Origin of the sequence: Duganella hordei, assembly GCF_040369125.1 — a bacterium.
In the GTDB taxonomy this organism is placed as follows: Bacteria; Pseudomonadota; Gammaproteobacteria; order Burkholderiales; family Burkholderiaceae_D; genus Rugamonas; species Rugamonas hordei.
On record NZ_BPWI01000002.1, the window covers coordinates 98146 to 121928 of the forward strand.

Sequence of the window (23783 nt, forward strand, 5' to 3'; positions counted from 1 at the left end):
GGCTCAGGCTTCCCGGTTGATGACGTCGACAAACGCGTCGTACAGGTCGGCGCTGCCGCCGAGGTGGCGCAGCTCGTCGACCGTGCCGTGGAAGGCGGTCTTGCCGTGGTTGATGATGCAGACGCGGTCGCACAGCTTTTCCACTTCATGCAGGTGGTGGGTGGAGAAGATCAGCGGCACGCGCAGCGCCTTGTAGCTGGCGATAAAGTCGAGCAGGATCTTGGCCGCCATCACGTCCAGGCCGGTGGTCGGCTCGTCGAGGATGACGATCTGTGGTTCATGCACCACGGTGCGGGCGATCGAGCACTTCTGTTTCATGCCGGTCGACAGCTGGTCGGCGCGCTTGTTGCCGAACTCGTGCATCTGCAGCAGGTCGAACAGTTCGTCGCAGCGGCGCTTCAGGTGCTGCGGGCCCATGCCGTGCAGGCGGCCGAAGTATTCGACGTTTTCGCGCGCGGTCAGGCGGCCGTACAGGCCGGTGCTGCCGGACAGGAAGCCGATGTGCTGGCGCGCCACCAGCGGATCGTGCAGCAGGTCGACGCCGTTGGCGTGTATGCTGCCGGCATCGGGTTTCAGCGCCGTGGACAGCAGGCGCAGGGTCGTGGTCTTGCCGGCGCCGTTGGGGCCGAGCAGGCCCAGCACCTCTCCCGGCGCGCAGCGGAAGCTGACGTCGCGCACCGCATGGAACCAGCCGTCGTGGTCGCGCGGATCGCGCGCCTGCGCGGGCTTGCCGCCACGGGACGGCAGGCGAAAGCGTTTGGCCAGGCCACTTACCTCGATCATTCCGCTGCCCTCATTAAAAAGATTTCAAGAGTAGCATGTAAAAATTCTCATACGCAAGCAACCAGCTGATTCAATGTCTTGCTATAGTCGTATTCGGGAGAACAGCAAAAAATGAACCCTCAATTGCAGGAAAAAATTCTGGCGGTCACCCATTGCGGCGTGGACCGCAGCGAGTCCACCGGCTTCTTCCGCGTGGCGCTGGGCTTATATTACCTGTCCGGCCTGATGACCAAGGAAACGCTGGACTTTCCCAAGCTGGACCGGAAGTTCAACCAATTCATTTATCACACCATCGGCAAGGGCCACAGCATCACCAGCATCCTGCAATACATGAGCGGCGAGAAGGTGGTGAAGGTGGTCGAGTCCAAGCGCTTCCTGAAGGCGTTTGCCGAGCATTGCACCGAAGTGCCGGTCGAGAACATCCCCTTCCTGCTGGGCTTGAACCTGAGCGTGGCCAAGGATATTTCCAAAATCGACGTGCGCGGCCCGGTGGCCGACTACATCGAGCGGCAGCGGCAGCTGCGCGAAGAGGCCGACGCAAACTAGGGCGGCCGCCTTTATAATGAGTGTTTTGAACTATCCAGGTTTGCTCATGGCCGCACATCATCACACTCCGCTTGACCGTTTCATCACCGGCGTCGACAAGGCGCTGCGCGTGGTTGCAGGCGTTGCCTCGGCGTCGAGGCCGACGCCGGCGCTGCACGCGGCCGATGGCGAGCTGAGCGAGGCCGAACAACGCCATAGCGCCGGCCTGATGCGGGTCAACCACGTGGGCGAAGTGTGCGCGCAAGCCTTGTACAACGCGCAGGCGCGCTTTGCCCGCACCGATGCGATCCGCCAGCAGTTCGAGCATTCGAGCCGCGAAGAGGAGGACCACCTGGCGTGGACCGCGCAGCGCCTGGCCGAGCTGAATTCGCATACCAGCGTGCTGAATCCGCTGTTCTATGCGGGCGCGTACGCGCTGGGCACGGCAGCGGCCGTGCTGGGCGATGCGCGCAGCCTCGGCTTTGTGGTGGAGACGGAACGCCAGGTCGAGGCGCATTTGGAAAGCCACCTGGACAAGCTGCCGCCGCAGGACGCCAAGTCGCGCGCGATTGTCGATCAGATGCGGATAGATGAGATCGCGCACGGCGCCGCGGCGCAGCAACTGGGCGCCGCGCAGACGCCGGCCCCGGTGCAGGCGGTGATGGCGGTGATGGGCAAGGTGATGACCAGCACCGCCTACTACATTTAAGCTACATCAATAATTTCAAACGAGTGGGTGATCTCGGCGGTCTTGGCCAGCATGATGGATGCCGAGCAGTACTTGTCGTGCGACAGCGTGATCGCGCGCTCGACGGCCTCCGGCTTCAAGTCCTTGCCGGTCACGGTGAAGTGGAAGTTGATCTTGGTGAACACCTTCGGATCGGTGTCGGCGCGGTCGGCTTTCAAGGTGCACTCGCAGCCGCGGATGTCGGCGCGGCCCTTCTTCAAAATCAGCACCACGTCATAGGCCGTGCAGCCGCCGGCGCCGAGCAGGACCATTTCCATCGGGCGCGGCGCCAGGTTGTGGCCGCCACCTTCCGGCGCGCCATCCATGTTGACCATGTGGCCGGAACCGGTCTGGGCCAAGAAACTCATGCCCGACGGGCCATTCCAGCTGACTTTGCATTCCATCGTACTCTCCATTGGATATCGTTGCGCATATTGTAAAGGACTCCGGCAGGAGTGGCTTGCATGAGGATTTTTCTCTTGCTGCGCCGCCGCATAGACCTGATAATTTCTTGACATACATCAAGGAGCGTTTCGATGACTCAGGACCTCAAATACCTTTGCTCTTACGGTGAACTGACTGTGCCGGGCACTACGCCCACCGGTCCGCTGGCCGACGATTTCACGCTGAACTCCCCGGTCGGCGTGCATGCCGATAGTTACGGCCGGCTCTGGGTGTGCGATACCGGCAACAGCCGCCTGCTGGTGTTTTCCGCCGACCTGTCGACCTTGCTGCACGTGATCGAAGGCCCAGGCGAGGCAACGCCGGACGCGCCGCGCCTGCTGATGCCCTTCCATGTGTGTCCGCATCCCACCTATCAAATCATGTTTTGCACCGACATGGGGCATGGCCGCGTGGTCGCCTTCGCTTACGACGAGCACGAGGTTTGGTTCGATTTCGCCTTCGGCGAGGGCGACAAGGATTACCTGCCGCTGTCCGACCCCAACGGCGTCACCGTGGTGCGCGAGCGCGACGGCTTCGACTACATCTATGTCTGCGACGAGTTCTTCCACACGGCCGACGACCTGGCCAGCCGCGTGCTCAAGTTCACGCTGAAGGGCGAGTACGTCAGCCAGTTCCGCCACGTCGGCGGTCCGGGCGTCACGCACGAGCTGTTGTGGCCGCAAGGGATCGCCAGCGACAGCAACGGCAACCTGTACATCGCCAACACCGGCCATTACGAAATCCTGAAGATCAGCACCGACTGGCCCATCGTCGACGAGGTGGTGCAGGCGCCGCACGACACGGTGATGCTGCACCAGCACGGCAAGCCCACCGGTATCGGCAAGTTCAACGTGATGCGCTCGGTGTGCGTGATCGGCGACCGCGTGTTCGTGCCGGGCCATATCGAGAACGCCATCGCCATCTACAACCTGGAAGGCGAGCAGGTCACCGTGGTCAGCGGCCTGCTGCCGTTGTGGAACCACTCGATAGAACCGGTGCATTCGGTCTCCGACTTCGTCTACGGCGCGCTGGAGGACGTGGTGTTCGTCGGGCCGTACCAGATCTGCGCGGCGGACGGCGAGCCGGACGTGTATTTCATCAGCGAGCCGTTCGCGTCCAGCGTCATCAAGGTGCGCATCCCGCGCATCAAGGGCGAGGAGGATGCGCTGCTGATCGAATCGGTCGGCCACCGGCGCGACGACCAGAACCGCCTGCGCGAGACGTCGCAGTTCAACTGCATGACGTCGGTGATCGGCTTCAAGCGCGAGCGCCGCACCGTGCCGCGCGAAGCGGTTGCCGGCAGCTGGTTCGACCAGTGGGCCAGCGCCACCACCAGTGTTTACAAGTATTGGTACGACCAGTTCCTGACCGCCACCGGCATCGATCCGCTGGCGCGCATGGTCGGCACCTCGCTGAACATCGATTCCGGCAACTGGTGCATGAAGACATTTAATACGGAGAGCGATCCCTACCACCAGCTGCAGGACATGATGCGCGGCTTCTTCGTGCCGGGCGACCTGGCGATGGATGTGTATTACCCGCACACGCCGCCGCTGGGGCATATCTGCCCCGGCACACCGATCGTCTTCGTCACCAACTTCAATATGTGCACGGTGGCCATGTACCAGTTCAACCCGGCCGGCTACCTGATCAACTACGGCGTGCCGTTCGGCCGCGAGGGCATAGGCGGCGAGGGCACGCTGAAGGCGCCGCAGGGCATCGCCGTCAACAGCCGGGGCGAGATCTATATCGCCGATTCGCTGAACAATCGCATCTCGATGTGGCAGATCCAGCCGACCGGCTATGTCGCCTTCCGCAAGAACTTCCGCTGGGAGTCAGACAACGACTTCACGCCGTGCGACATCGCCATCGACGACCAGGACCGGCTGTTCGTCTGCGACCAGTTCAACAACTGCGTGCGCGTGTTCGACCGGGAAGGCAACAGCCTGTGGAGCTACGGCACTCTCGGCTATTGCGATGATGTCGATGTCGACTACGAAAAGTTCATGCTGCCGGCCAGCGTCTGCATCGACGGCGACCGCCTCATCGTCAACGACCTGGTCAACCGGGCGCTGAAAGTGTTCCGCATCGGCGAAAAAACGCTGACTTACGAGACCGGCATCTCCGTGTTCAAGAAATATCCGGACGCCGGCGGCGTGTGGATGCCGTACTTCATCTACGCCGACAAGGGGCGGCTGTACGTGCCGGACACGACTTTCAATGTGGTCAATGTTTTCCGCTATGGCGCGGCGGAGGCGGCTTCCGAGCCAATTGCGGCTTGACTCGGGTGGTGGTTCCCGCTTATACTTGTCGGCTTTCCGTTCGCTCAGGAAAGTAAATAAGAAGGCCGAGTCCGCTGAAGCAATGGCGGAACCACCATTTGAGCGTGTTTTATTATTTAGGAAGTCAACATGAAAACTTTTTCCGCTAAGGGCCATGAAGTCCAGCGCGATTGGTTCGTGATTGACGCGACGGACAAAGTCCTCGGACGTGTTGCCAGCGAAGTGGCACTCCGACTGCGCGGCAAACACAAGCCAGAATTTACTCCTCACGTCGATACCGGCGATTTCATCGTCATCATCAACGCAGGCAAACTGCGCGTGACCGGCACCAAAGCAACCGAGAAGACCTACTACCGTCACTCGGGCTACCCAGGTGGCATCTATGAGACCAACTTCCTGAAAATGCAACAGCGTTTCCCAGGCCGTGCTCTGGAAAAAGCCGTCAAGGGCATGCTGCCGAAGGGCCCACTGGGCTACGCAATGATCAAGAAGCTGAAAGTGTACGCTGAAGGTTCGCACCCGCACGCTGCTCAGCAACCTAAAGCACTCGAAATCTAAGGAACTGACATGATCGGTAACTACAATTACGGCACCGGCCGTCGCAAGAGTGCAGTAGCTCGTGTGTTTATCAAAGTTGGCACTGGCCAAATCATCGTTAACGGCAAGCCAGCGGCTGAGTACTTCTCCCGCGAAACCGGCCTGATGGTTATTCGTCAACCACTGGAACTGACCGGCAACGTTGAGCGTTTCGACATCAAAGTCAACGTTCACGGCGGCGGCGAGTCCGGCCAGGCAGGTGCTGTGCGTCACGGCATCACCCGCGCCCTGATCGACTACGATGCAGCGCTGAAGGGCGATCTGGCACGCGCCGGCTTCGTTACCCGCGATGCACGTGAAGTTGAACGTAAAAAAGTTGGTCTGCGCAAAGCACGTCGCGCAAAGCAATTCTCGAAGCGTTAATTTTTACGCTGTGGTGCGCTGCTTGCGGCGCATCCTCAAAAAAGCCGCCGGCCTTGCGCCGGGCGGCTTTTTTGCTATTTGGTCAAGGGTTTTTCAGACGTAATACGCCTGTAGCCTATGACTGATAAAATGGCAGCCATTTCTCCACGCATTACCTCATTCAAGGAAAGAACATGATCAAAGTTGGCATCGTCGGCGGCACCGGATACACCGGAGTGGAATTGCTGCGACTGTTGGCAGTCCACCCTGATGTGCAGCTGACGGCAATTACGTCGCGCAAGGAAGATGGCTTGCCGGTTGCCGATATGTTCCCTTCGCTGCGCGGCCGCGTGGACATCGCCTTTTCGTCGCCGGACAAGGCCGACCTGAGCAAGTGCGACGTGGTGTTCTTCGCCACCCCGCACGGCGTGGCCATGGCGCAGGCGCCCGAGCTGCTGAAGGCCGGCGTCAAGGTGATCGACCTGGCGGCGGATTTCCGCATCAAGGACAAGGCCGTCTTTGAAAAATGGTACAAGATCGAGCACACCTGCCCGGATCTGCTGGAAGAGGCCGCCTACGGCCTGGTCGAACTGAACCGCGACGCCATCAAGGGTGCGCGCCTGGTCGCCAATCCGGGTTGCTACCCGACCACCATGCAGCTGGGCTACTATCCGCTGCTGAAGGCCGGCCTGATCGATGCCGGCGGACTGATCGCCGACTGCAAATCCGGCGTGTCCGGCGCCGGCCGCAAGGCCGAGATCGGCACACTGTTCTCCGAATCCAGCGACAACTTCAAGGCTTACGGCGTGGCCGGCCACCGCCACACGCCGGAAACCTCGGCCCAGCTGCAGAAGTTCACGTCCGACAAGGTCGGCCTGGTCTTCACGCCGCACCTGGTGCCGATGATACGCGGCATGCATTCGACCCTGTACGGCCGCCTGACCAGGGACGTGAGCAATGAAGAACTGCAAACCTTGTTCGAAGAGCAATACAAAGATTCGCCGTTCGTCGATGTGATGCCGTTCGGTTCGCATCCGGAAACCCGTTCCACCCGCGGTTCCAACGTGCTGCGCCTGGCGCTGCATCGTCCGGACAACGGCAACACCGTGATCGTGCTGGTGGTGCAGGACAACCTGGTCAAGGGCGCGTCCGGCCAGGCCGTGCAGTGCATGAATTTGATGTTTGGCCTGGAAGAGACAACCGGCCTGATGCAGATCGCGCTGCTGCCGTAAATCAAAGTGTGGCCGGAAGGGGATAGTAGATTAAGGATTTCCGCCCAACTTTGTAATCAGAAAGCCACACATGACCGATATGGACAGCCTGATCGGCGCCACCACCCGCGTAGACGGTAATCTGTTGTTTCGCGGCGGCATGCGCATCGATGGCAAGGTATTCGGCAACGTGGTTGCCGAGGCCGGCCACGCCAGCTACCTGGTGATTGGCGAGAACGCCCGGATCGAGGGCGAGGTGCGCTGCGACCATCTGGTGGTCAATGGCGAGATCAAGGGCAGCGTAATCAGCACCGCCTTGCTTGAAATCCAGCCCAAAGCCCGCATCATTGGGGATGTGTGCTACAAAGTTTTGGAAATGCACGGCGGCGCACAGGTGCTGGGGCAATTGACCCATCGCGACAGTTCCGGCGTGGAACCCCTTTTGGTGGTCTCCGGAGCATAATTTACGCCAAGGGTCTATAATGGGCCAAATGTTTTCACGTAGGAGTCTGAAATGAATGCTGTCGCCGAATCGCTAGATGTAATCCCGTCGCCTATCATCTTCACCGATAGCGCGGCCGAAAAGGTCGCCCAACTGATCGAGGAAGAGGGTAATCCAGACCTGAAACTGCGCGTATTCGTGCAGGGTGGCGGCTGCTCCGGCTTCCAGTACGGCTTCACGTTTGACGAAATCGTCAACGAAGACGACACCACCATGGTCAAGAACGGCGTTCAGCTGTTGATCGATTCGATGAGCTACCAGTACCTGGTCGGCGCGGAAATCGACTACAAGGACGACCTGGAAGGCGCGCAATTCGTGATCAAGAATCCAACCGCGACCTCGACCTGCGGCTGCGGCTCGTCGTTCTCGGTATAAGTTTCACTCCGCACAACGCGGACACCACGGCGGACAACTTCGGTTGCTCCGCCGTTGTTTTTTCAGCGGGGGTATAGCGCGCCCAGCACGCGGTCGCCGCTGGCGCCCGTTACGCTCGGCAAATTGCCCGCCAGCCGCTCGCTGAAGCGGTATCCCAGCCAGGCGAACGCCAGCGCCTCCACGCGGTTGGGCGCCACGCCCAGCGCCTGGGTCGACGCCACCAGCACCTGCTTGCCCAGCACGGTGCCCAATTCGCTCATCAGCACGCCGTTGTAGGCGCCTCCACCGCAGACATAGACCGCGTCCGCGCCGCCGCCATAGGCCCGTATCGCCTGCGCCAGCGTCAGCGCGGTCAGCCTGGTCAGCGTGCACTGCACATCTTCCGGCGCGGCGGTCGGGAACGCCGCCAACTGCCCATCCAGCCAGTCGGCGTGGAACAGGTCGCGCCCGGTGCTCTTGGGGGCCGGCACGGCGAAATACGGCTCCGCCAGCATGCTCGCCAGCAATCCCGGGATTTCCTTGCCGCTGGCCGCCCAGGCGCCGTCCTGGTCGTATTCCTTGCCCTGGTGGCGGCCTATCCAGGCATCCATCAGCACGTTGCCGGGGCCGGTGTCGAAACCGGTCACCTGGCCGTCGGCCAGCACGCTGATATTCGAGATGCCGCCGATGTTGGCGACCACCCGCGTCTGCCTGGCCTTGCCGAACAAGGCTTGGTGAAAGGCCGGCACCAGCGGCGCGCCCTGGCCGCCGGCGGCGATGTCGCGGCTGCGGAAGTCGGCAATCACGTCGATGCCGCACAGCTCGGCCAGCAGGGCGGGGTTGTTGGTCTGGCGCGTGAAGCCCAGCTCGGGGCGATGGCGGATGGTCTGGCCATGGACCGCCACCGCGCGCACATCCTTGGGCTGCAGCCTGGCTTCGGCCAGCAATGCCTGCACGCAATCGGCGTAGAACCGCGCCAGCTGGTTGGCGGCCAATGCCTCGCGCTCGATCTCATTGGGGCCGGCCGCCTGCAGCGCCATCAGGTCGGCGCGCAACGCGGGAGGGAAGGGGATGTAGGCCGCGCCCAGCGTGCTGATGGCGTCGCCGTCAAATTGCGCCAGTGCGCCGTCCACGCCGTCCAGGCTGGTGCCGGACATTAAACCGATATACAACGCCATCGCAGCCCCCATTGTTCAAAAACGTATTTTGCCTGAGCTTGCGTGCGTTGTCGCACGGAAGAAGCGAACCCAGCGGCGCATCATCATAAAAAAACAGGCCGCCGAAGCGACCTGTCTTGATAAGTCTTACGTTGCGTTTATTTCGCCGCGACGCGTGTGCCGCCGGAGCCGCCCGGTTGCAGCAGCGCGAAGCGGTGCGACATGTCCGAAGCGTAGGCTTTGAAGCGCGACATTTCCGCCGCTGTCAACGGGGCCTGGGCTTGCACGTTCATGGTGCTTGGGTCCCTGGCTTCGCCGCCGACGCGGAACTCGTAGTGCAGGTGCGCGCCGGTCGACCAGCCGGTGGTGCCGACGTAGCCGATCACGTCACCCTGGCTGACCTTGCTGCCTTTTTTGATGCCAGGCGCGAAGCGGCTCATGTGTGCGTAGGCGGTGGTGTAGTTGGCCCAGTGCTTGATCATGACGAAATTGCCGTAGCCGTTCTGGGTGCCGGCGAAATCGATGACGCCGTCGCCCGAAGCGCGGATCGGCGTGCCGGTCGGTGCAGGGAAATCGATGCCTTTGTGGGCTTTCCACTGGCCGGAAATCGGATGCACGCGCATCGCGAAGCCAGAAGAGATACGGGAGAATTCAACCGGGGATTTGAGGAAGGCTTTCTTGAGGGCTTTGCCGTCGAAGCTGTAGTAGCCGCCGCCCTGCTTGCTTTGTGGATCTTCGAACCAGACCGACTGATACGTCGTGCCCTTGTTGGTGAACTCGCCGGCCAGGATGCGGCCCGCTCGCACAAACTCGCCATCCTGCCAGAACGTTTCGTACACCACATTAAAATGGTCGCCCCGTTTCAGGTCGCCGCGAAAGTCGATGCTGGTCGAGAACATCTCGACGATCTGCTTGACGATAGAGTCCGGCAGCTTGGTGCCGTCTTCGCTCGAATCGGTTGCCGCATACAAGGTCGAGCTGATGGTGCGCGCGTGCATTTCCACGCGGCGTTCCAGCTTGGCCGCTTCTTCCTCGGCGACAAAGTTGTCGCCCTTGCGGCTGATCTTGATGTTCTTGACCGGATTGTCCTTGCCGTCGACGACCACCGCGCGCAGCCATTGCAGGTTGCCCTCGTCGTCGGTCTGCGCCTGGACGCGCTTGCCCGTCTTCAGCTGCATGACGCCTTTCGCGACTTTATCTTTTTTGATAAAGTTCTCGGCCGCCTCATCGTCCACACCCAAACGATTCAGCAATGCGGCCAGCGTATCGCCGGCGCGGATCTTTTCTTCGTGGACGAAATGTTCGTTGGAGGATTGCTGTTCCAGCGCGCTGATTTGCGAGCTGAGGTCTGGCAGCGCCACCGATTCCTGCACCGACTTGACTGGCAAATCGGAAGCATCCGGGGCGAGCGGAGCTACGCCGGCCGCACCAAACGCACATACTGCAAGAAACAATGCAGACGCGCTGACGATGCGCGCCTTGCGCGTAGAACCTAGCAGATTGAACAAGCGTGAGCTCGTGAATTTATGTATTTGGTTCATGCAATCAGTTAAAATTTGCCGCTTGAACTATTCAGGAACGTTTTATTTCTTCTAATTATTGTTTAAGTTCGTTTTCGTACGGCAAGATTGATGGATCGAGGATTATATCAAACTCCTGAGGCTGCCTACCTTTTTCTGAAAAATACCGCAAAAAATTATGACTACCACTGTTTCGACACCGCCGGCCCCCTCTAAAGCATTGCCGCTGACCGACAGCGTCCTGGAGGCTCTCGCCATCACCAAACGCGGTGTCGACGAGTTGCTGATTGAAAGCGAGTTCGCCCAGAAACTGGCGCGCTCCGAACAAAGCGGCGTACCGCTGCGCATCAAGCTGGGCCTGGATCCTACCGCACCCGACCTGCACCTTGGCCACACCGTTGTATTGAACAAGATGCGCCAGCTGCAAGACCTGGGCCACCAGGTGATTTTCCTGATCGGCGATTTCACCTCCATGATCGGCGATCCGTCCGGCCGCAACGCCACCCGTCCGCCGCTGACGCGCGAGCAGGTCGAGCAAAACGCCATGACCTATTTCAAGCAAGCCTCGCTGGTGTTGGATCCGGCCAGGACCGAAATCCGCTACAACTCCGAGTGGTGCGACCCGCTGGGCGCGCGCGGCCTGATCAAGCTGGCCTCGCACTACACCGTGGCGCGCATGATGGAACGCGACGATTTCAGCAAACGCTTCAAGAATGGGACACCGATTGCCGTCCATGAGTTCCTCTATCCGTTGATGCAAGGCTACGATTCGGTCGCTTTGAAGGCAGACCTTGAGCTAGGTGGAACAGACCAGAAATTTAACTTGCTTGTTGGCCGCGAGCTGCAGAAGGATTATGACCAGGAGCCGCAGTGCATTTTGACGATGCCGCTGCTGGAAGGCCTGGACGGCGTCGACAAGATGTCCAAGTCGAAGAACAATTACATCGGCATCACCGAACCGGCCAACACCATGTTCGCCAAGATCATGAGCATTTCCGACGTGATGATGTGGAAGTATTACGAGCTGCTGTCGTTCCGCTCGATCGCCGACCTGGCCGCGCTGAAGGCGACCGTGGACGGCGGCGCCAATCCGCGCGACGCCAAGGTGGCGCTGGCGCAGGAAATCGTCGCCCGCTTCCACTCGCAGGCCGCCGCCGAAGAGGCGCTGAACGATTTCGTCAACCGTTCCAAGGGCGGCATCCCGGACGACGTGGCGGAAATCACGCTGCCGGGCGCGCCGGCCGGCATCCAGCAACTGCTGAAGTCGGCGGGCCTGTGCGCGTCGGTGTCCGAGGCCGGCCGCATGATAGACCAGGGCGGCGTGCGCATCGACGGCACCGTGATCAGCGACAAGACGGTCAAGATCGATGCCGGCACCTTTGTGCTGCAAGTGGGCAAGCGCAAGTTCGCGCGCGTGACGCTGACCGCATGATAGGGCTGTTGCAGCGCGTCAGCAGCGCCAGCGTGGTGGTCGACGGCGCCACCGTCGGCGCCATCGACGCCGGTTTGATGGTGCTGGTATGCGCCGAGCGCAACGACACCGAGAGGGAGGCCGATGCCTTGCTGACCAAGCTGCTGGGCTACCGGGTGTTTGCGGACGAGGCCGGCAAGATGAACCGCAGCGTCACCGACGTGGCCGGCGGCTTGCTGCTGGTGCCGCAGTTCACGCTGGCGGCCGATACCAAGTCGGGTACGCGGCCGTCGTTCACGCCGGCCGCCGCGCCGGCCGACGGCCTGCGCCTGTTCAATTATTTTGTCGAACGGGCGCGCCTCAAGCATGCGGTGGTGCAAACCGGCCAATTTGGCGCGGACATGAAAGTCTCGCTGACCAACGACGGCCCGGTGACGTTTTGGCTGCAAACTAACGCTAAATAAATAGCGGGGAGACGGACATGAAACTTTCCAGCGACAGTTTTCGCAATGGCGACACCATTCCCGCGGACTACGCCTTCGCCGCGCTGGATGCGGGCGGGCAGGTCGGTTTGTCCGCCAACCGCAATCCCCACCTGGCCTGGCGCGATGTGCCGGCCGGCACGGAATCGCTGGTCCTGCTGTGCATAGACGGCGACGCGCCGCAGGATGCCAGCAACGTCAACCGCGCCGATTGCACGCTGGCCGCCGGCTTGCCGCGCGGTGACTTCTTCCACTGGAGCGTCATCGATATCCCGGCCGGCCTGACGTCCATTGCCGAGGGCGCCATGGCGGACGGCGTGACCGCGCGCGGCAAGCCGGGGCCGGAATTCGTATTGGACGGCATGCGGCTGCGCCAGGGCATCAACGATTACAGCGGATGGTTTTCGGCCGACCCGGCGATGGCCGGCGACTATTACGGGTATGATGGCCCCTGTCCGCCGTTTAACGATGAGCGTGTGCACCATTATGTTTTCCGCATCTATGCGCTGGATGTTCCGCGGCTGGAGCTGGAAGGGCGCTTCACCTGCGTCGACGTGCTCAACGCCATACACGGTCATATCATCGACGAAGCCCAGCTGATCGGCAGCTACACCCTGAATCCGGTACTGTCCGCGCTGGCGCGGCGGTCGAGAAAAAAGACTGCATGAAGAACACCACCATTTTGCTGATCCGCCATGGCGAGACGGCCTGGAACGCCGCGCGCCGCCTCCAGGGCCACACCGACATCCCGCTCAATGAAGAAGGCGAACGCCAGGCCGAGGCGCTGGCGCAGGCATTGGCAGGCGAGCAGCTCGACGTGCTGGTGTCCAGCGACCTGCAGCGGGCGATGCAAACCGCGCAGGCCGCGGCCGGCCACTACGACGGCCTGAGCCTGCAAACGGATCCGCAGTTGCGCGAGCGCTGCTACGGCGTGTTCGAAGGCATGCTGTATGCCGACATCGAACGCGAATACCCGGCCGAGTACGCATTGTGGCAAGCCCGCGATATCGATGCCGTGATGCCGCCGGGCGCGCGCGAGGCGGAAAGCTTTCGCCAGTTCTACCAGCGCTCCACCGCCGGCATCGCCGGCTGGGCGGCGCGCCATCCGGGCTGCACCATCGCCATCGTCGCCCACGGCGGCGTGCTGGAGTGCGCCTACCGCGAAGCCGTCGGCATGTCGCTGGACAGCCCGCGCGACTTCCAGGTCAAGAACGCCAGCATCAACCGCTTCAGCTGGGCGGACGGCAAATTGTCGCTCGACAGCTGGGGCGAAGTCGAACACCTGAGCCTGGCTGCCCTGGACGATATAGTCTGACGACCGCGCTGAAAATTTACGCACGGAAATAGTCACTCATAACGGCAAGGCTGCACATTTGCCGGATTCATAAAAAATAGTGCTTATTATTTGAGCAGCCCTTCGGTTAAAATAGAGGGTTCCTTCTTCCCGTTCAGGTATCGCCAGTGCAAATCGGCCCTCATTTACTGCGCAACAACGTTTTCGTCGCCCCCATGGCTGGCGTCACGGATCGTCCATTCCGCCAGCTGTGCAAACAGCTGGGAGCGGGCTATGCGGTGTCGGAAATGGCGGCCTCGAACCCGCGCTTGTGGGCGACCGAGAAAAGCTCGCGTCGTACCGACCACACCGGCGAGATGGAGCCGAAAGCGGTGCAGATCGCGGGCGCCGACCCGCAGGACCTGGCCGATTGCGCCCGTTTCAACGTCGAGCGCGGCGCCCAGATCATCGATATCAACATGGGCTGCCCGGTCAAGAAAGTGTGCAACGCCTGGTGCGGCTCGGCGCTGCTGCAGGACGAAGCGCTGGTCAGGCAAATCCTCGATGCGGTGGTGGGCGCTGTCGACGTTCCCGTCACGCTGAAATTCCGCACCGGCTGGAATCGATCCCATAAAAACGCGCTGAACATCGCGCGCATCGCGGAAGACGCCGGCATCGCCATGCTGACGCTGCACGGCCGCACCCGCGCCGACGGCTACACCGGCGACGCCGAGTACGACACCATCGCGGCGGTCAAGCGCTCGGTGGCCATTCCGGTGGTGGCCAACGGCGACATCACGTCGCCGGAAAAAGCCAAGTTTGTCCTGGACTACACGGGCGCCGACGCCGTCATGGTCGGCCGCGCCGCGCAAGGCCGGCCGTGGATCTTCCGCGAGATCGACCATTACCTGCGCACCGGCACCCATCTGCCGGCGCCGTACGTCGACGAGGTGCGCGCGTTGATGGACGAACACCTGCGCGCCCACTACGCCTTTTACGGCGACTACCTGGGCGTGCGCACCGCACGCAAGCACATCGGCTGGTACGTGCGCGACCTTGCCGGCGGCGAGGAATTCCGTCAGAAAATGAACCTGCTGGAATCCACTGAAGAACAGCTGATTGCCGTTGATCAATTTTTCGAATCCCAGTGGAGTCACGGCGAGCGGTTACAATACCGCCTCGCGGAAGAACTGCAAGCCGCCTGAGACGGTGTAGAGAGCACTAAAAAAGTCAGATCAAAAGGGTAAGCGCCAGGGTCACAAGCCCCGGGTTGATTTACCAGCGTCAACAGATTTAATGAGCGAACGACATAAAATGAGCAAAGAAAGTATCCAGGAAGTAGTCCAGAAGAGCCTTGAAGATTACTTCAACGACCTGGGCGAGCAGCAGGCATCGAACATCTACGACATGGTCGTGCTGACCGTCGAAAAGCCGATACTGGAAGTAGTCATGACGCGTGCCGACGGCAACCAGTCGCACGCCGCGCAGATGCTGGGCATCAACCGCAACACGCTGCGCAAAAAACTGCAAGAACACGGCCTGCTGTAAACAGCGCGCGTTTTTCCGGCATGAGCGGCTGGGGACGGCCGCTGTTGGCCGGCCTCGACATACAGAATATTCAACCACCTAGCCTCTCATAGCCATGATTAAACAAGCTCTCATCTCCGTATCCGACAAAACCGGTGTGCTGGACTTCGCCCGCGCGCTGTCCGCCATGGGCGTCAACATCCTGTCGACCGGCGGCACCGCCAAACTGCTGGCCGACAACGGCGTGGCAGTGACCGAAGTTGCCGACTACACCGGTTTCCCGGAGATGCTGGATGGCCGCGTCAAGACGCTGCATCCGAAGGTTCATGGCGGCATCCTGGCCCGCCGCGACTTCCCCGAGCACGTGGCCAAGCTGGAAGAGCACAACATTCCGACCATCGACATGGTCGTGGTCAACCTGTACCCGTTCCAGGCCACCGTCGCCAAGGACACCTGCACGCTGGAAGACGCGATCGAGAACATCGACATCGGCGGCCCGGCCATGCTGCGTTCCGCCGCCAAGAACCACAAGGACGTGGTTGTCATCTGCGACCCGTCGGACTACGGCGTGGTGCTGGCGGAAATGAAGACCACCGACAACGCCCCCGGCTACGTCAGCTACGACACCCGCTTCACGCTGGCCACCAAGGTCTACGCGCACACCGCGCAGTACGACGGCGCCATCGCCAACTACCTGACCAGCCTGGACGCCACCCGCGCCCACGCCAGCCGCAACGCCTATCCGAAAACGCTGAACGTGGCGTTTGAAAAAGTGCAGGACATGCGCTACGGCGAGAACCCGCACCAGTCGGCCGCGTTCTACCGCGACATCGTCAAGACCGAAGGCGCGCTGGCCAACTACAAACAGCTGCAGGGGAAGGAACTGTCGTTCAACAACATCGCCGATGCCGATGCCGCGTGGGAATGCGTGAAGAGCATGGGCGGCTTCGACCACAGCGCCGCCTGCGTGATCGTCAAGCACGCCAATCCTTGCGGCGTGGCGCTGGGCGCCAATGCCGTCGAGGCCTACAAGCGCGCGCTGCAGACCGACCCGACCTCGGCTTTTGGCGGCATCATCGCCTTCAACGTGGAAGTGGACGCGGCTGCCGCGACCGAACTGGCCAAGCTGTTCGTCGAAGTGCTGATCGCGCCGACGTTCTCGGCTGAAGCCAAGCAGATCCTGTCGGCCAAGCAGAACGTGCGCTTGCTGGAAATCCCGCTGGGCAACGGCGTCAATGCCATGGACTTCAAGCGCGTCGGCGGCGGTTTGCTGGTGCAGTCGGCCGATTCCAAGAACGTGCTGATCGCCGATTTGAAAGTGGTGTCCAAGCTGCAGCCTACGCCGCAGCAGCTGCAGGATCTGATGTTCGCCTGGCGCGTGGCCAAGTACGTCAAGTCCAACGCGATCGTCTTCTGCGGCAACAACATGACCCTGGGCGTGGGGGCCGGCCAGATGAGCCGTATCGACTCGGCCCGCATCGCCTCGATCAAGGCGCAGAACGCCGGCCTGTCGCTGGCCGGTTCGGTGGTGGCGTCGGACGCCTTCTTCCCGTTCCGCGACGGCCTGGACGTGGTGGTGGACGCCGGCGCGACCTGCGTGATCCATCCGGGCGGCTCGATGCGCGACCAGGAAGTGATCGACGCGGCCGACGAGCGCGGCGTGGTGATGCTCTACACCGGCACCCGTCACTTCCGCCACTAATCGGTCGCTGCAAAACGGCCGCAGCTTCGTTGCGCCCATTTTGCAGCAACCTCACTATTCAGAAGCCCGCAAGCTTGCGGGCTTTTTCTTTACTGCATACAATCCATCAATGATTATTCTCGGCATCGACCCTGGCTTGCGCACGACCGGCTTTGGCGTCATCCACAAGCAGGGTGCGAAGCTGCGCTACATCGCCTCCGGCACCATCAAGAGCGGCGAGGGCGACCTGCCGGCGCGGCTGAAGGTGATCCTGGACGGCGTGGCCGAAGTGGCCCGGCTCTACAATCCCGACTGCTCGGCCATCGAGCAGGTGTTTGTCAACGTCAATCCGCAGTCGACCCTGCTGCTGGGCCAGGCGCGTGGCGCGGCCATCTGCGCGCTGGTGTCGGCGCAGCTGAGCGTGGCCGAATATTCGCCGACCCAGGTCAAGCAGGCGGTGGTGGGCACCGGCCGCGCGGTCAAGGCGCAGGTGCAGGACATGGTGGCGCGGCTGCTGTCGCTGCCCGGCCTGCCCGGCACCGACGCCGCCGACGCGCTGGGCATCGCCATCTGCCACGCCCACAGCCGCGAAACGCTGACCCTGATCGCCGGCGCCGGCAGGGGCACGACGACGGCCGCCCGCGGTCCGCTGGCCGGCTTGCGCATGAAAAACGGCCGCCTGGTCGGTTAATCCCTCTTTTTTATAGGCTACAACACGATGATCGGTCGTCTCTCCGGTACTTTGCTTGAAAAAAATCCGCCGCAACTGCTGGTGGACTGCGGTGGCGTCGGCTATGAAGTCGATGTACCGATGAGCACTTTCTACAACCTGCCCGGCGTGGGCGAAAAAGTGGTGCTGTTCACGCACCAGGCAATCCGCGAGGACGCGCATCTGCTGTTCGGCTTCGGCAACGCCGAGGAGCGCGCCGTGTTCCGCCAGTTGATCAAGATCACCGGCGTCGGCGCGCGCACCGCGCTGTCGATCCTGTCGGGCATGTCGATCTCCGACCTGGCGCAGGCGGTGACGTTGCAGGAGTCGGGCCGCCTGATCAAGGTGCCCGGCATCGGCAAGAAGACCGCCGAGCGCCTGCTGCTGGAACTGAAGGGCAAGCTGGGCGCGGACATCGGCGCCGGCGGCGGCCATGCGGTGCCGGACTCGCAATCTGATATCCTGAACGCGCTGCTGGCGCTGGGCTACTCCGACAAGGAAGCCCTGCTGGCGTTGAAGACCGTGCCCGCCGGCAGCGGCGTGTCGGACGGCATCAAGCAAGCGCTGAAAGCGCTTTCCAAAGGCTGATCCGTCTCAAACGCATTGCGGGTGCCTCCACCTAAGCTCGATGTTCGAGCTTAGGTGGAGGCGCCGATCATGGAGCACGCGAAACGCTTTCCCTGGAATGATTTTCCGGACGTTCTCATTCACGCATCAGAGCAGCACGTCAAACAACACCCCAGCTATCAACAAAGCAAGTCAGGCGACGTTATTGCATCGGTTAGGCTGATACTTGATTCGCTCTCGTATGAGCTGGTAGATCGCATGAGTCGCGAATTCGGTTCGCAAGCACCAGTCTTGTTGCCCGTGCTTGCAGAAGAGTCCGCAGGCATGAACGCGATCCCCAGGGCCATGGCTGAAGTTCTTGCCCATCTGTTGAGATGGAATGTCGAGGAACGCGTATTTCAGGCCAACGTTGTGGGCCACACTGGCTCAAGCGGATTTGTTCGCTTGGCAAATCAGGCGATTTTCAGGGGGCACGTGGAATCTGGCCTACACTATGTACTGGTCGACGACTTTATCGGTCAAGGTGGTACGCTTGCCAATCTGCGAGGCCATATTCTAGGCCAAGGTAGCCAGATCCTCGGAGCGAGCGTGCTGACCGGAAAAGCACATTCGGCTACGCTGACACCAACTGGGAATCAGCTCGTTGAATTGAGGAGGAAGCATGGAACAATCGAATTCTGGTGGAGGCAACGTTTCGGATTCGGCTTCGACTGTCTCACCGCTTCAGAAGCCCGATATCTTATTCAGACTTCAACAAGCGAAAGAGTCATTGAGCGCTTGGAGGAAGTTGGTGGAGGAGGGTAAAGTTGAACCTTTGGTTGTGAAACTGGATAGTTTGCCTGAGTTGAAGGGTAAAGTCCGGATGCTGAGCCAAACCGAGCAAGAGCAGCTGCTTGCCGGGAACGAAATGATAGGAGACTACGTGCGCCGTATGTTGAGCGCCTTGCCTCCCCAGTTGAATGACAAGAACACTTGATTGAGTATTGATGAGCATCCAGACCGACAGCTTCACCGAACAGCGCATCATCGACGCGGCGCCGTCGTCGCCGAATGAGGAGGCGATCGAGCGCGCCTTGCGCCCCAAGCATCTCGATGAATATGTCGGGCAGTCCAAGATCCGCGACCAGCTGGAAATCTTCATCGCCGCCGCCCGCAACCGCAAGGAGGCGCTCGACCACACGCTGCTGTTCGGCCCGCCGGGCTTGGGCAAGACCACGCTGGCCAACATCATCGCGCGCGAGATGGGCGTCAACCTGCGCCAGACTTCCGGCCCGGTGCTGGAGCGTCCGGGCGACCTGGCCGCCATCCTGACCAACCTGGAAGCCAACGACGTCCTGTTCATCGACGAAATCCACCGCCTGTCGCCGGTGGTCGAGGAGATCCTGTACCCGGCGCTGGAAGACTACCAGATCGACATCATGATCGGCGAAGGCCCGGCGGCCCGTTCCGTCAAGCTGGACCTGCAGCCGTTCACTCTGGTGGGCGCGACCACGCGCGCCGGCATGCTGACCAATCCGCTGCGCGACCGCTTCGGCATCGTCGCCCGGCTGGAGTTCTACAACACCGAGGAACTGACCAAGATCGTCACCCGCAGCGCCGCGCTGCTGAAGGCCAACATCGCCCCGGACGGCGCGGTGGAAATCGCCCGCCGCGCGCGCGGCACGCCGCGTATCGCCAACCGCCTGCTGCGCCGCGTGCGCGACTACGCCGAAGTCAAGAGCAACGGCGACATCACCAAGGCCACCGCCGACGCCGCGCTGGTCATGCTCGACGTCGACACCGTCGGCTTCGACGTCATGGACCGCAAGCTGCTCGAAGCGGTGCTGTTCAAGTTCGGCGGCGGCCCGGTCGGCATCGGCAACCTGGCGGCCGCCATCGGCGAGGCTGCCGACACCATCGAGGACGTGCTGGAACCCTATTTGATCCAGCAAGGCTTTTTGCAGCGCACGCCGCGCGGCCGCGTCGCCACGCCGGCCGCGTACAAGCACTTCGGCGTCGCCGCGCCGCGCACCAATCCCAACGGCGAACTGTGGGACCTGTGATGCAGATCTGGGTCGACGCCGACGCCTGTCCGGCGGTCATCAAGGACATCCTCTACCGCGTGGCGGACCGCACGCAGATGCAGGTCACGCTGGTGGCCAACCAGCTGCTGCGGGTGCCGCCGTCGCGCTTCATCCGTTCGGTGCAGGTGCCGTCCGGCGCCGACGTGGCGGACCAGGAAATCGTGCGCCTGCTGGCGCCGGGCGACCTGGTCGTCACCGGCGACATCCCGCTGGCGTCGGACGTGCTGAAGAAGGGCGGCTACGCGCTCAACCCGCGCGGCGAGTTCTACACCAACGACAACATCGCGCAGATGCTGACGATGCGCGCCTTCATGGACGAACTGCGTGGCAGCGGCGTCGACACCGGCGGCCCGGCCGCCTTCAGCCAGGGCGACCGCCAGGCCTTCGCCAACAGCCTGGACCGTCACATCAGCAAGATCCAGCGCGAGGCCGCCAGCCGCAGTTGACTGCGCACGATCTCGATGGCCGCAAGATGTAGAGGCGCGTAATTTTCAATCCAAGCTACCCAACCAAAATATTTTTTCGGCGGATATTGATTGCCTTCTGTGCAGCCAGGATGCGTTGAGCCGTTGCACGTAGTATTACCGGGTGCAACATCGTCAACCGCATCATTCGTCTTTGCAGTATTTCCCTGTCCAGATTCATCGCGTCGCCTTTGGCCGCGAAGGCGATCATATTTAAGGAGTCCAGCGCATTGATCATAATGACCGAACCACCAAAACTATTCCGCATGCGATTTATATAAATATTTGTCTGCCACAAATCGCCGCCAAGCAGATTCACCACCATCACGCCATTTGGGGTCAAAGCCTTATAGCAGTCCTGATAAAATTGTTGGCTACATAGTTGGGGCGGTTGGCCGTTGTTATCAAAGCCATCAACTAGCAATACATCAAATTCCGCGTCCGCGTGCCGGACGAATTCTGCGCCATCCATGCAAGCCACATTAAATCGCTCATCATCTTCCGGGACAAAGAATTGGTCGCGCAAATCAATCACCTGTCGGTCAATCTCCGCGACCGCAATGGCGGACTCGGGGAGATGGCGATAGCAAAATTTTGCCAAAGAACCTCCGCCCAAGCCTATCATGCCGATTTTATTTGGATTTCGTTTAAATAAAAGAAAGCCCATCATGGATTGTGTGTAAGCCAAAACCAGATCATCCGGTTCGTCCAGATTCATTTCGCTCTGAATTGAAAAAGCGTCGAACATCAGCGCCAGTGAACTTTGTTTCTTGTGAAGAATTGGTTTATCGGAGAGCGAGAGAAGAAGTAAATCCGATAGTTTCCCCAAAAGCATCATCACGCAGTCCTGGCGGGGCGGAAGTTTTTCGGTGAGCAAAGTGGAGGTAATATAAAATCCCAAACTTCGTATTAAACGTGGCGAGGGGGAAACTAAAAGAGACCGAGCCACAAATCTCTTGAGAATGGCGTTGACCTGTAACTCAAAAAAAGGCGATGAACAGGATTGTCGCGTTTGTCGGTATAACATTTTTCAAGACGTGGTTAATTTTTACGGTCGCTGTCAATGGGAATTGATACTGCGTGTGTTTCGATTTTCCAGTCAATGCGCCAAGCTTGGCATTCATAAACTGGCACTGTGGTCAATGAATGCATGTGTCTGGAATCAGCTGATTGAACCGACGATTTTGCATCGGCGTTCTTCGCAGAGATATTCACAACTCGTCTTTAGCATCCGCTTGCCGTACTCCCTGACGGTAAGGGGCCTGACTTGCCAAACGCTCTCCGTCTCCCGGTGCCTGGGGCATTGGGCACTGCTGGGAGCTGTGGGGCAGTTTTCAGTTATTTTCATTTTTATCTAAACGTTTTTTATGCTGCATTGATGTCAAAACTAGGCTACCGGTCCTGACGACCCAGCTTTCTGACCGGTTGTCTGCGCGGCGCGGGAGAGAGACGGCTCGTTGGTATACATTACCATAGCATGATAATGTACGTATCATTAAAGTGGTGTAAAATGATGCTTTTCTGCGTATGCTCCCCGGCCTGGCAGGTGGCGGGCACGCCAGGGTTTGGATGGCAGACATTTCCGTCCGGTAAGGCGTCGCAGGTGGACTGCAGAGGATTTCTCGTGGTGGCTGGAAGCAAATGTTGAACTTGGACGATGATTACGCGATGCATTCCCATCGTTTTGCGGACCGACTGGCCTACAGTCAAGGCAAGCCCTTCGCGTTCGATCATGGCGGCATGCGTACGCTGCATTTCGACGGGCGCTATATTCAAAGCGCCATGTGCATTGCCGCACCTGATGAATTGTTGTTGAGCTATACGCGGGCCATGATGGCTTTTTTGCTGACGAAACCGGCACCCCGCCATATTTTAATGATAGGTTTGGGCGGCGGCTCGTTGGCCAAGTTCTGCTATCGCCACTTATATGCGACGCGCATAACCGTGCTGGAATTGGATCAGCACGTCATTGCGCTCAGGCGGCAATTCATGCTGCCTGAGGATGATGAACGCTTCCAAATCATTCATGCCGATGCCGAGGACTATCTGTTCGGCATGCAACATACTGTCGATGTCATTTTGCATGATGGTTTCGTGGCGGATGGCCTGGCGCCCAAACTCAGCACCGAAATTTTCTATCGACGCTGCAGCGAGGTGCTGGACCTGGATGGCGTCCTTGTGTCGAATGTATTTGGTACGACTGATGATTTAATGCCTGTGATGACGCGCTTGCGGAAAGTCTTTGGGCCGAGGTTGTGGTGGGGCGATCCGTCCGGGTGCATCAATCGCATCATCCTTGCAACGAAAGATGTGGGCCAGATGACGCATCGCCCGACGCTGGTAAAGCGTGCTGAACAACTTGACCTCCGGCATGGCCTCGCGTTAGGAGACTTTGTCGACAGGCTGAAAACCGCTCACGACAAGAGTGACGCGGAATTTGATGCGATCGCCGACTATGATGTTGGCGCGGCCTTTATGCCCTATTGATCGACTGGGCATTCGATGTTCAAGGATTGTTCAGGGCCTGGATTTCAGGCTGCCGGTGTTGCCCGGGCAAGGCCCTTGCCGCCATCATTCGAATGGGCATTTGGGGGAATGCAATGCTAATTCAATTATAATGTCGGCATTTTCAGCAGTTTAGGACATGATCATGGAAAGCAAAACGGCGCGGATGACCGTGCTGGTCGACCCGGTGAAGAAACAAGCGTTTGAACGGCTGTGCGCGAGTCAGGATTTGACACCTTCACAAGTATTGCGCCAGCTTATGCGGGACTATATGGAGAGTTTTGGTATCGACTATAGTACCAAAAGTCGAATTGGCAAGAAGCAAGTCGAAGAAGAAGCATCATAGTTTTTCAGCGTTTTCAGGGAATTCAATTATAATCAAATTATAATTGACTACTCATTCTCATCTAGACCAATGGAAACCAAATCTGCCCGCATGACTATTTTGCTCGACCCTGCCAAGAAGAAGGCATTTGAGGAGTTGTGCGCGGCCCAGGATCTGACGCCGTCCCAGGTCCTGCGTCGACTGATGCGCGAGTACCTTGAACAGCATGACGTTCATTACAGTACGAAAAATACACTCGGATTACCACCGCAAAAAAAATAAATCCTTGATGCCGGCGCTGCCGGACCGGGATTCACCCCGGACTCCGCGAT

At 60.2% G+C, this 23783-nt stretch carries 28 protein-coding genes; 23 read left to right on the forward strand and 5 right to left on the reverse strand.

Annotated elements, in window-relative coordinates; all coding sequences use genetic code 11:
- Nucleotides 1-3: 3 nt before the first annotated feature.
- Complete coding sequence (locus tag ABWW33_RS04585; RefSeq protein WP_353399439.1) at nucleotides 4-783, reverse strand: ABC transporter ATP-binding protein; 780 nt, start codon at nucleotides 781-783, stop codon at nucleotides 4-6.
- 111 nt (nucleotides 784-894) lie between these two features.
- Between ABWW33_RS04585 and ABWW33_RS04590 the strand changes: the two genes are divergently transcribed.
- Together ABWW33_RS04590 and coq7 are read left to right on the forward strand one after the other, a co-directional pair.
- Entirely contained in the window at nucleotides 895-1329 is a 435-nt protein-coding gene (locus ABWW33_RS04590) for a hypothetical protein (RefSeq protein ID WP_176654801.1), read from the forward strand.
- Nucleotides 1330-1375: 46 nt separating this feature from the next.
- Nucleotides 1376-2017: a 2-polyprenyl-3-methyl-6-methoxy-1,4-benzoquinone monooxygenase gene (gene coq7 / locus ABWW33_RS04595; RefSeq protein ID WP_176654800.1), complete on the forward strand. Its 642-nt coding sequence runs from the start codon at nucleotides 1376-1378 to the stop codon at nucleotides 2015-2017.
- Here coq7 and ABWW33_RS04600 read toward each other — a convergent pair.
- Nucleotides 2014-2439: an OsmC family protein gene (locus tag ABWW33_RS04600; protein ID WP_353399444.1), complete on the reverse strand. Its 426-nt coding sequence runs from the start codon at nucleotides 2437-2439 to the stop codon at nucleotides 2014-2016. The genes coq7 and ABWW33_RS04600 overlap by 4 nt on opposite strands.
- A gap of 132 nt (nucleotides 2440-2571) precedes the next feature.
- Between ABWW33_RS04600 and ABWW33_RS04605 the strand changes: the two genes are divergently transcribed.
- The 6 genes from ABWW33_RS04605 to erpA all read left to right on the forward strand — a co-directional run bounded on the left by ABWW33_RS04605 (nucleotide 2572) and on the right by erpA (nucleotide 7788).
- Complete coding sequence (locus tag ABWW33_RS04605; RefSeq protein WP_353399447.1) at nucleotides 2572-4761, forward strand: NHL repeat-containing protein; 2190 nt, start codon at nucleotides 2572-2574, stop codon at nucleotides 4759-4761.
- 129 nt (nucleotides 4762-4890) lie between these two features.
- The gene (rplM, locus tag ABWW33_RS04610) at nucleotides 4891-5319 is read left to right on the forward strand and encodes a 50S ribosomal protein L13 (protein ID WP_056157909.1); all 429 of its coding nucleotides are present in this window, start codon (nucleotides 4891-4893) and stop codon (nucleotides 5317-5319) included.
- Between the two features lie 9 nt (nucleotides 5320-5328).
- Entirely contained in the window at nucleotides 5329-5721 is a 393-nt protein-coding gene (gene rpsI, locus ABWW33_RS04615; RefSeq protein WP_008445137.1) for a 30S ribosomal protein S9, read from the forward strand.
- A gap of 173 nt (nucleotides 5722-5894) precedes the next feature.
- On the forward strand, nucleotides 5895-6932 hold the full coding sequence (argC, locus tag ABWW33_RS04620; protein ID WP_353399452.1) for an N-acetyl-gamma-glutamyl-phosphate reductase: 1038 nt from the start codon (nucleotides 5895-5897) through the stop codon (nucleotides 6930-6932).
- Nucleotides 6933-7002: 70 nt separating this feature from the next.
- Nucleotides 7003-7374: a bactofilin family protein gene (locus ABWW33_RS04625; RefSeq protein WP_176654796.1), complete on the forward strand. Its 372-nt coding sequence runs from the start codon at nucleotides 7003-7005 to the stop codon at nucleotides 7372-7374.
- A 51-nt stretch (nucleotides 7375-7425) separates the two neighbouring features.
- Nucleotides 7426-7788, forward strand: coding sequence for an iron-sulfur cluster insertion protein ErpA (erpA, locus tag ABWW33_RS04630; RefSeq protein ID WP_008445143.1), 363 nt, complete (start codon nucleotides 7426-7428; stop codon nucleotides 7786-7788).
- A gap of 62 nt (nucleotides 7789-7850) precedes the next feature.
- Here erpA and ABWW33_RS04635 read toward each other — a convergent pair whose 3' ends face one another.
- Entirely contained in the window at nucleotides 7851-8945 is a 1095-nt protein-coding gene (locus tag ABWW33_RS04635; RefSeq protein WP_353399456.1) for an anhydro-N-acetylmuramic acid kinase, read from the reverse strand.
- 137 nt (nucleotides 8946-9082) lie between these two features.
- Nucleotides 9083-10465, reverse strand: a complete 1383-nt coding sequence (locus ABWW33_RS04640) for a M23 family metallopeptidase (protein WP_176654794.1) — start codon at nucleotides 10463-10465, stop codon at nucleotides 9083-9085.
- A 157-nt stretch (nucleotides 10466-10622) separates the two neighbouring features.
- On the opposite strand from ABWW33_RS04640, the gene tyrS reads away from it, so the two are divergent.
- The 12 genes from tyrS to ABWW33_RS04700 all read left to right on the forward strand — a co-directional run bounded on the left by tyrS (nucleotide 10623) and on the right by ABWW33_RS04700 (nucleotide 20603).
- Complete coding sequence (tyrS, locus tag ABWW33_RS04645; RefSeq protein ID WP_176654793.1) at nucleotides 10623-11876, forward strand: tyrosine--tRNA ligase; 1254 nt, start codon at nucleotides 10623-10625, stop codon at nucleotides 11874-11876.
- Entirely contained in the window at nucleotides 11873-12319 is a 447-nt protein-coding gene (dtd, locus tag ABWW33_RS04650; RefSeq protein WP_176654792.1) for a D-aminoacyl-tRNA deacylase, read from the forward strand. Before tyrS ends, dtd begins: the two co-directional genes overlap by 4 nt.
- Before the next feature lie 17 nt (nucleotides 12320-12336).
- Complete coding sequence (locus ABWW33_RS04655; RefSeq protein WP_176654791.1) at nucleotides 12337-13005, forward strand: YbhB/YbcL family Raf kinase inhibitor-like protein; 669 nt, start codon at nucleotides 12337-12339, stop codon at nucleotides 13003-13005.
- Nucleotides 13002-13652 carry a histidine phosphatase family protein gene (locus ABWW33_RS04660; RefSeq protein WP_353399461.1) on the forward strand — a complete coding sequence of 217 codons (651 nt, stop codon included), beginning with the start codon at nucleotides 13002-13004 and terminating at the stop codon, nucleotides 13650-13652. Before ABWW33_RS04655 ends, ABWW33_RS04660 begins: the two co-directional genes overlap by 4 nt.
- 146 nt (nucleotides 13653-13798) lie before the next feature.
- Entirely contained in the window at nucleotides 13799-14815 is a 1017-nt protein-coding gene (gene dusB, locus ABWW33_RS04665) for a tRNA dihydrouridine synthase DusB (RefSeq protein ID WP_176654789.1), read from the forward strand.
- Nucleotides 14816-14924: 109 nt separating this feature from the next.
- Nucleotides 14925-15158, forward strand: a complete 234-nt coding sequence (locus ABWW33_RS04670) for a helix-turn-helix domain-containing protein (RefSeq protein ID WP_008445162.1) — start codon at nucleotides 14925-14927, stop codon at nucleotides 15156-15158.
- Nucleotides 15159-15252: 94 nt separating this feature from the next.
- Entirely contained in the window at nucleotides 15253-16839 is a 1587-nt protein-coding gene (gene purH / locus ABWW33_RS04675) for a bifunctional phosphoribosylaminoimidazolecarboxamide formyltransferase/IMP cyclohydrolase (protein ID WP_176654788.1), read from the forward strand.
- A 109-nt stretch (nucleotides 16840-16948) separates the two neighbouring features.
- The gene (ruvC, locus tag ABWW33_RS04680) at nucleotides 16949-17509 is read left to right on the forward strand and encodes a crossover junction endodeoxyribonuclease RuvC (protein ID WP_353399466.1); all 561 of its coding nucleotides are present in this window, start codon (nucleotides 16949-16951) and stop codon (nucleotides 17507-17509) included.
- Between the two features lie 27 nt (nucleotides 17510-17536).
- Nucleotides 17537-18115: a Holliday junction branch migration protein RuvA gene (gene ruvA / locus ABWW33_RS04685; protein ID WP_176654786.1), complete on the forward strand. Its 579-nt coding sequence runs from the start codon at nucleotides 17537-17539 to the stop codon at nucleotides 18113-18115.
- A gap of 69 nt (nucleotides 18116-18184) precedes the next feature.
- A complete protein-coding gene (locus tag ABWW33_RS04690; protein ID WP_176654785.1) occupies nucleotides 18185-18898 on the forward strand; it encodes a phosphoribosyltransferase in 714 nt (237 codons plus the stop codon).
- Nucleotides 18899-19080: 182 nt separating this feature from the next.
- Nucleotides 19081-20136: a Holliday junction branch migration DNA helicase RuvB gene (gene ruvB, locus ABWW33_RS04695; RefSeq protein ID WP_176654784.1), complete on the forward strand. Its 1056-nt coding sequence runs from the start codon at nucleotides 19081-19083 to the stop codon at nucleotides 20134-20136.
- A complete protein-coding gene (locus tag ABWW33_RS04700) occupies nucleotides 20136-20603 on the forward strand; it encodes a YaiI/YqxD family protein (RefSeq protein WP_353399469.1) in 468 nt (155 codons plus the stop codon). The genes ruvB and ABWW33_RS04700 overlap by 1 nt, the downstream gene beginning before the upstream one ends.
- A gap of 55 nt (nucleotides 20604-20658) precedes the next feature.
- Here the strand turns inward: ABWW33_RS04700 and ABWW33_RS04705 are convergent, their stop codons facing one another.
- The gene (locus ABWW33_RS04705; RefSeq protein ID WP_353399472.1) at nucleotides 20659-21459 is read right to left on the reverse strand and encodes a fused MFS/spermidine synthase; all 801 of its coding nucleotides are present in this window, start codon (nucleotides 21457-21459) and stop codon (nucleotides 20659-20661) included.
- 803 nt (nucleotides 21460-22262) lie between these two features.
- Between ABWW33_RS04705 and ABWW33_RS04710 the strand changes: the two genes are divergently transcribed.
- The 3 genes from ABWW33_RS04710 (at nucleotide 22263) to ABWW33_RS04720 (ending at nucleotide 23733) form a co-directional block, all read left to right on the forward strand.
- On the forward strand, nucleotides 22263-23108 hold the full coding sequence (locus ABWW33_RS04710) for a spermine/spermidine synthase domain-containing protein (RefSeq protein WP_353399475.1): 846 nt from the start codon (nucleotides 22263-22265) through the stop codon (nucleotides 23106-23108).
- A 163-nt stretch (nucleotides 23109-23271) separates the two neighbouring features.
- On the forward strand, nucleotides 23272-23472 hold the full coding sequence (locus ABWW33_RS04715; protein WP_353399478.1) for a ribbon-helix-helix protein: 201 nt from the start codon (nucleotides 23272-23274) through the stop codon (nucleotides 23470-23472).
- A 69-nt stretch (nucleotides 23473-23541) separates the two neighbouring features.
- On the forward strand, nucleotides 23542-23733 hold the full coding sequence (locus ABWW33_RS04720; protein ID WP_353399481.1) for a ribbon-helix-helix protein: 192 nt from the start codon (nucleotides 23542-23544) through the stop codon (nucleotides 23731-23733).
- The last annotated feature ends 50 nt before the right edge of the window (nucleotides 23734-23783 follow it).

What these genes read in the sequence shown, in the direction of transcription:
- dtd (WP_176654792.1), top strand. Translation starts at nt 11,873, where the DNA reads ATGATAGGGCTGTTGCAGCGCGTCAGCAGCGCCAGCGTGGTGGTCGAC.
- rpsI (WP_008445137.1), top strand. Translation starts at nt 5,329, where the DNA reads ATGATCGGTAACTACAATTACGGCACCGGCCGTCGCAAGAGTGCAGTA.
- ABWW33_RS04590 (WP_176654801.1), top strand. Translation starts at nt 895, where the DNA reads ATGAACCCTCAATTGCAGGAAAAAATTCTGGCGGTCACCCATTGCGGC.
- ABWW33_RS04660 (WP_353399461.1), top strand. Translation starts at nt 13,002, where the DNA reads ATGAAGAACACCACCATTTTGCTGATCCGCCATGGCGAGACGGCCTGG.
- ABWW33_RS04670 (WP_008445162.1), top strand. Translation starts at nt 14,925, where the DNA reads ATGAGCAAAGAAAGTATCCAGGAAGTAGTCCAGAAGAGCCTTGAAGAT.
- ruvB (WP_176654784.1), top strand. Translation starts at nt 19,081, where the DNA reads ATGAGCATCCAGACCGACAGCTTCACCGAACAGCGCATCATCGACGCG.
- purH (WP_176654788.1), top strand. Translation starts at nt 15,253, where the DNA reads ATGATTAAACAAGCTCTCATCTCCGTATCCGACAAAACCGGTGTGCTG.
- ABWW33_RS04655 (WP_176654791.1), top strand. Translation starts at nt 12,337, where the DNA reads ATGAAACTTTCCAGCGACAGTTTTCGCAATGGCGACACCATTCCCGCG.
- ABWW33_RS04640 (WP_176654794.1), bottom strand. Translation starts at nt 10,465, where the DNA reads ATGAACCAAATACATAAATTCACGAGCTCACGCTTGTTCAATCTGCTA.
- ABWW33_RS04635 (WP_353399456.1), bottom strand. Translation starts at nt 8,945, where the DNA reads ATGGCGTTGTATATCGGTTTAATGTCCGGCACCAGCCTGGACGGCGTG.
- erpA (WP_008445143.1), top strand. Translation starts at nt 7,426, where the DNA reads ATGAATGCTGTCGCCGAATCGCTAGATGTAATCCCGTCGCCTATCATC.
- argC (WP_353399452.1), top strand. Translation starts at nt 5,895, where the DNA reads ATGATCAAAGTTGGCATCGTCGGCGGCACCGGATACACCGGAGTGGAA.
- ABWW33_RS04710 (WP_353399475.1), top strand. Translation starts at nt 22,263, where the DNA reads ATGTTGAACTTGGACGATGATTACGCGATGCATTCCCATCGTTTTGCG.
- ABWW33_RS04720 (WP_353399481.1), top strand. Translation starts at nt 23,542, where the DNA reads ATGGAAACCAAATCTGCCCGCATGACTATTTTGCTCGACCCTGCCAAG.
- ABWW33_RS04700 (WP_353399469.1), top strand. Translation starts at nt 20,136, where the DNA reads ATGCAGATCTGGGTCGACGCCGACGCCTGTCCGGCGGTCATCAAGGAC.
- ABWW33_RS04600 (WP_353399444.1), bottom strand. Translation starts at nt 2,439, where the DNA reads ATGGAATGCAAAGTCAGCTGGAATGGCCCGTCGGGCATGAGTTTCTTG.
- ABWW33_RS04705 (WP_353399472.1), bottom strand. Translation starts at nt 21,459, where the DNA reads ATGATGCTTTTGGGGAAACTATCGGATTTACTTCTTCTCTCGCTCTCC.
- ABWW33_RS04585 (WP_353399439.1), bottom strand. Translation starts at nt 783, where the DNA reads ATGATCGAGGTAAGTGGCCTGGCCAAACGCTTTCGCCTGCCGTCCCGT.
- ruvA (WP_176654786.1), top strand. Translation starts at nt 17,537, where the DNA reads ATGATCGGTCGTCTCTCCGGTACTTTGCTTGAAAAAAATCCGCCGCAA.
- ABWW33_RS04625 (WP_176654796.1), top strand. Translation starts at nt 7,003, where the DNA reads ATGACCGATATGGACAGCCTGATCGGCGCCACCACCCGCGTAGACGGT.
- ABWW33_RS04715 (WP_353399478.1), top strand. Translation starts at nt 23,272, where the DNA reads ATGGAAAGCAAAACGGCGCGGATGACCGTGCTGGTCGACCCGGTGAAG.
- ABWW33_RS04605 (WP_353399447.1), top strand. Translation starts at nt 2,572, where the DNA reads ATGACTCAGGACCTCAAATACCTTTGCTCTTACGGTGAACTGACTGTG.
- coq7 (WP_176654800.1), top strand. Translation starts at nt 1,376, where the DNA reads ATGGCCGCACATCATCACACTCCGCTTGACCGTTTCATCACCGGCGTC.
- ABWW33_RS04690 (WP_176654785.1), top strand. Translation starts at nt 18,185, where the DNA reads ATGGAGCACGCGAAACGCTTTCCCTGGAATGATTTTCCGGACGTTCTC.
- rplM (WP_056157909.1), top strand. Translation starts at nt 4,891, where the DNA reads ATGAAAACTTTTTCCGCTAAGGGCCATGAAGTCCAGCGCGATTGGTTC.
- tyrS (WP_176654793.1), top strand. Translation starts at nt 10,623, where the DNA reads ATGACTACCACTGTTTCGACACCGCCGGCCCCCTCTAAAGCATTGCCG.
- ruvC (WP_353399466.1), top strand. Translation starts at nt 16,949, where the DNA reads ATGATTATTCTCGGCATCGACCCTGGCTTGCGCACGACCGGCTTTGGC.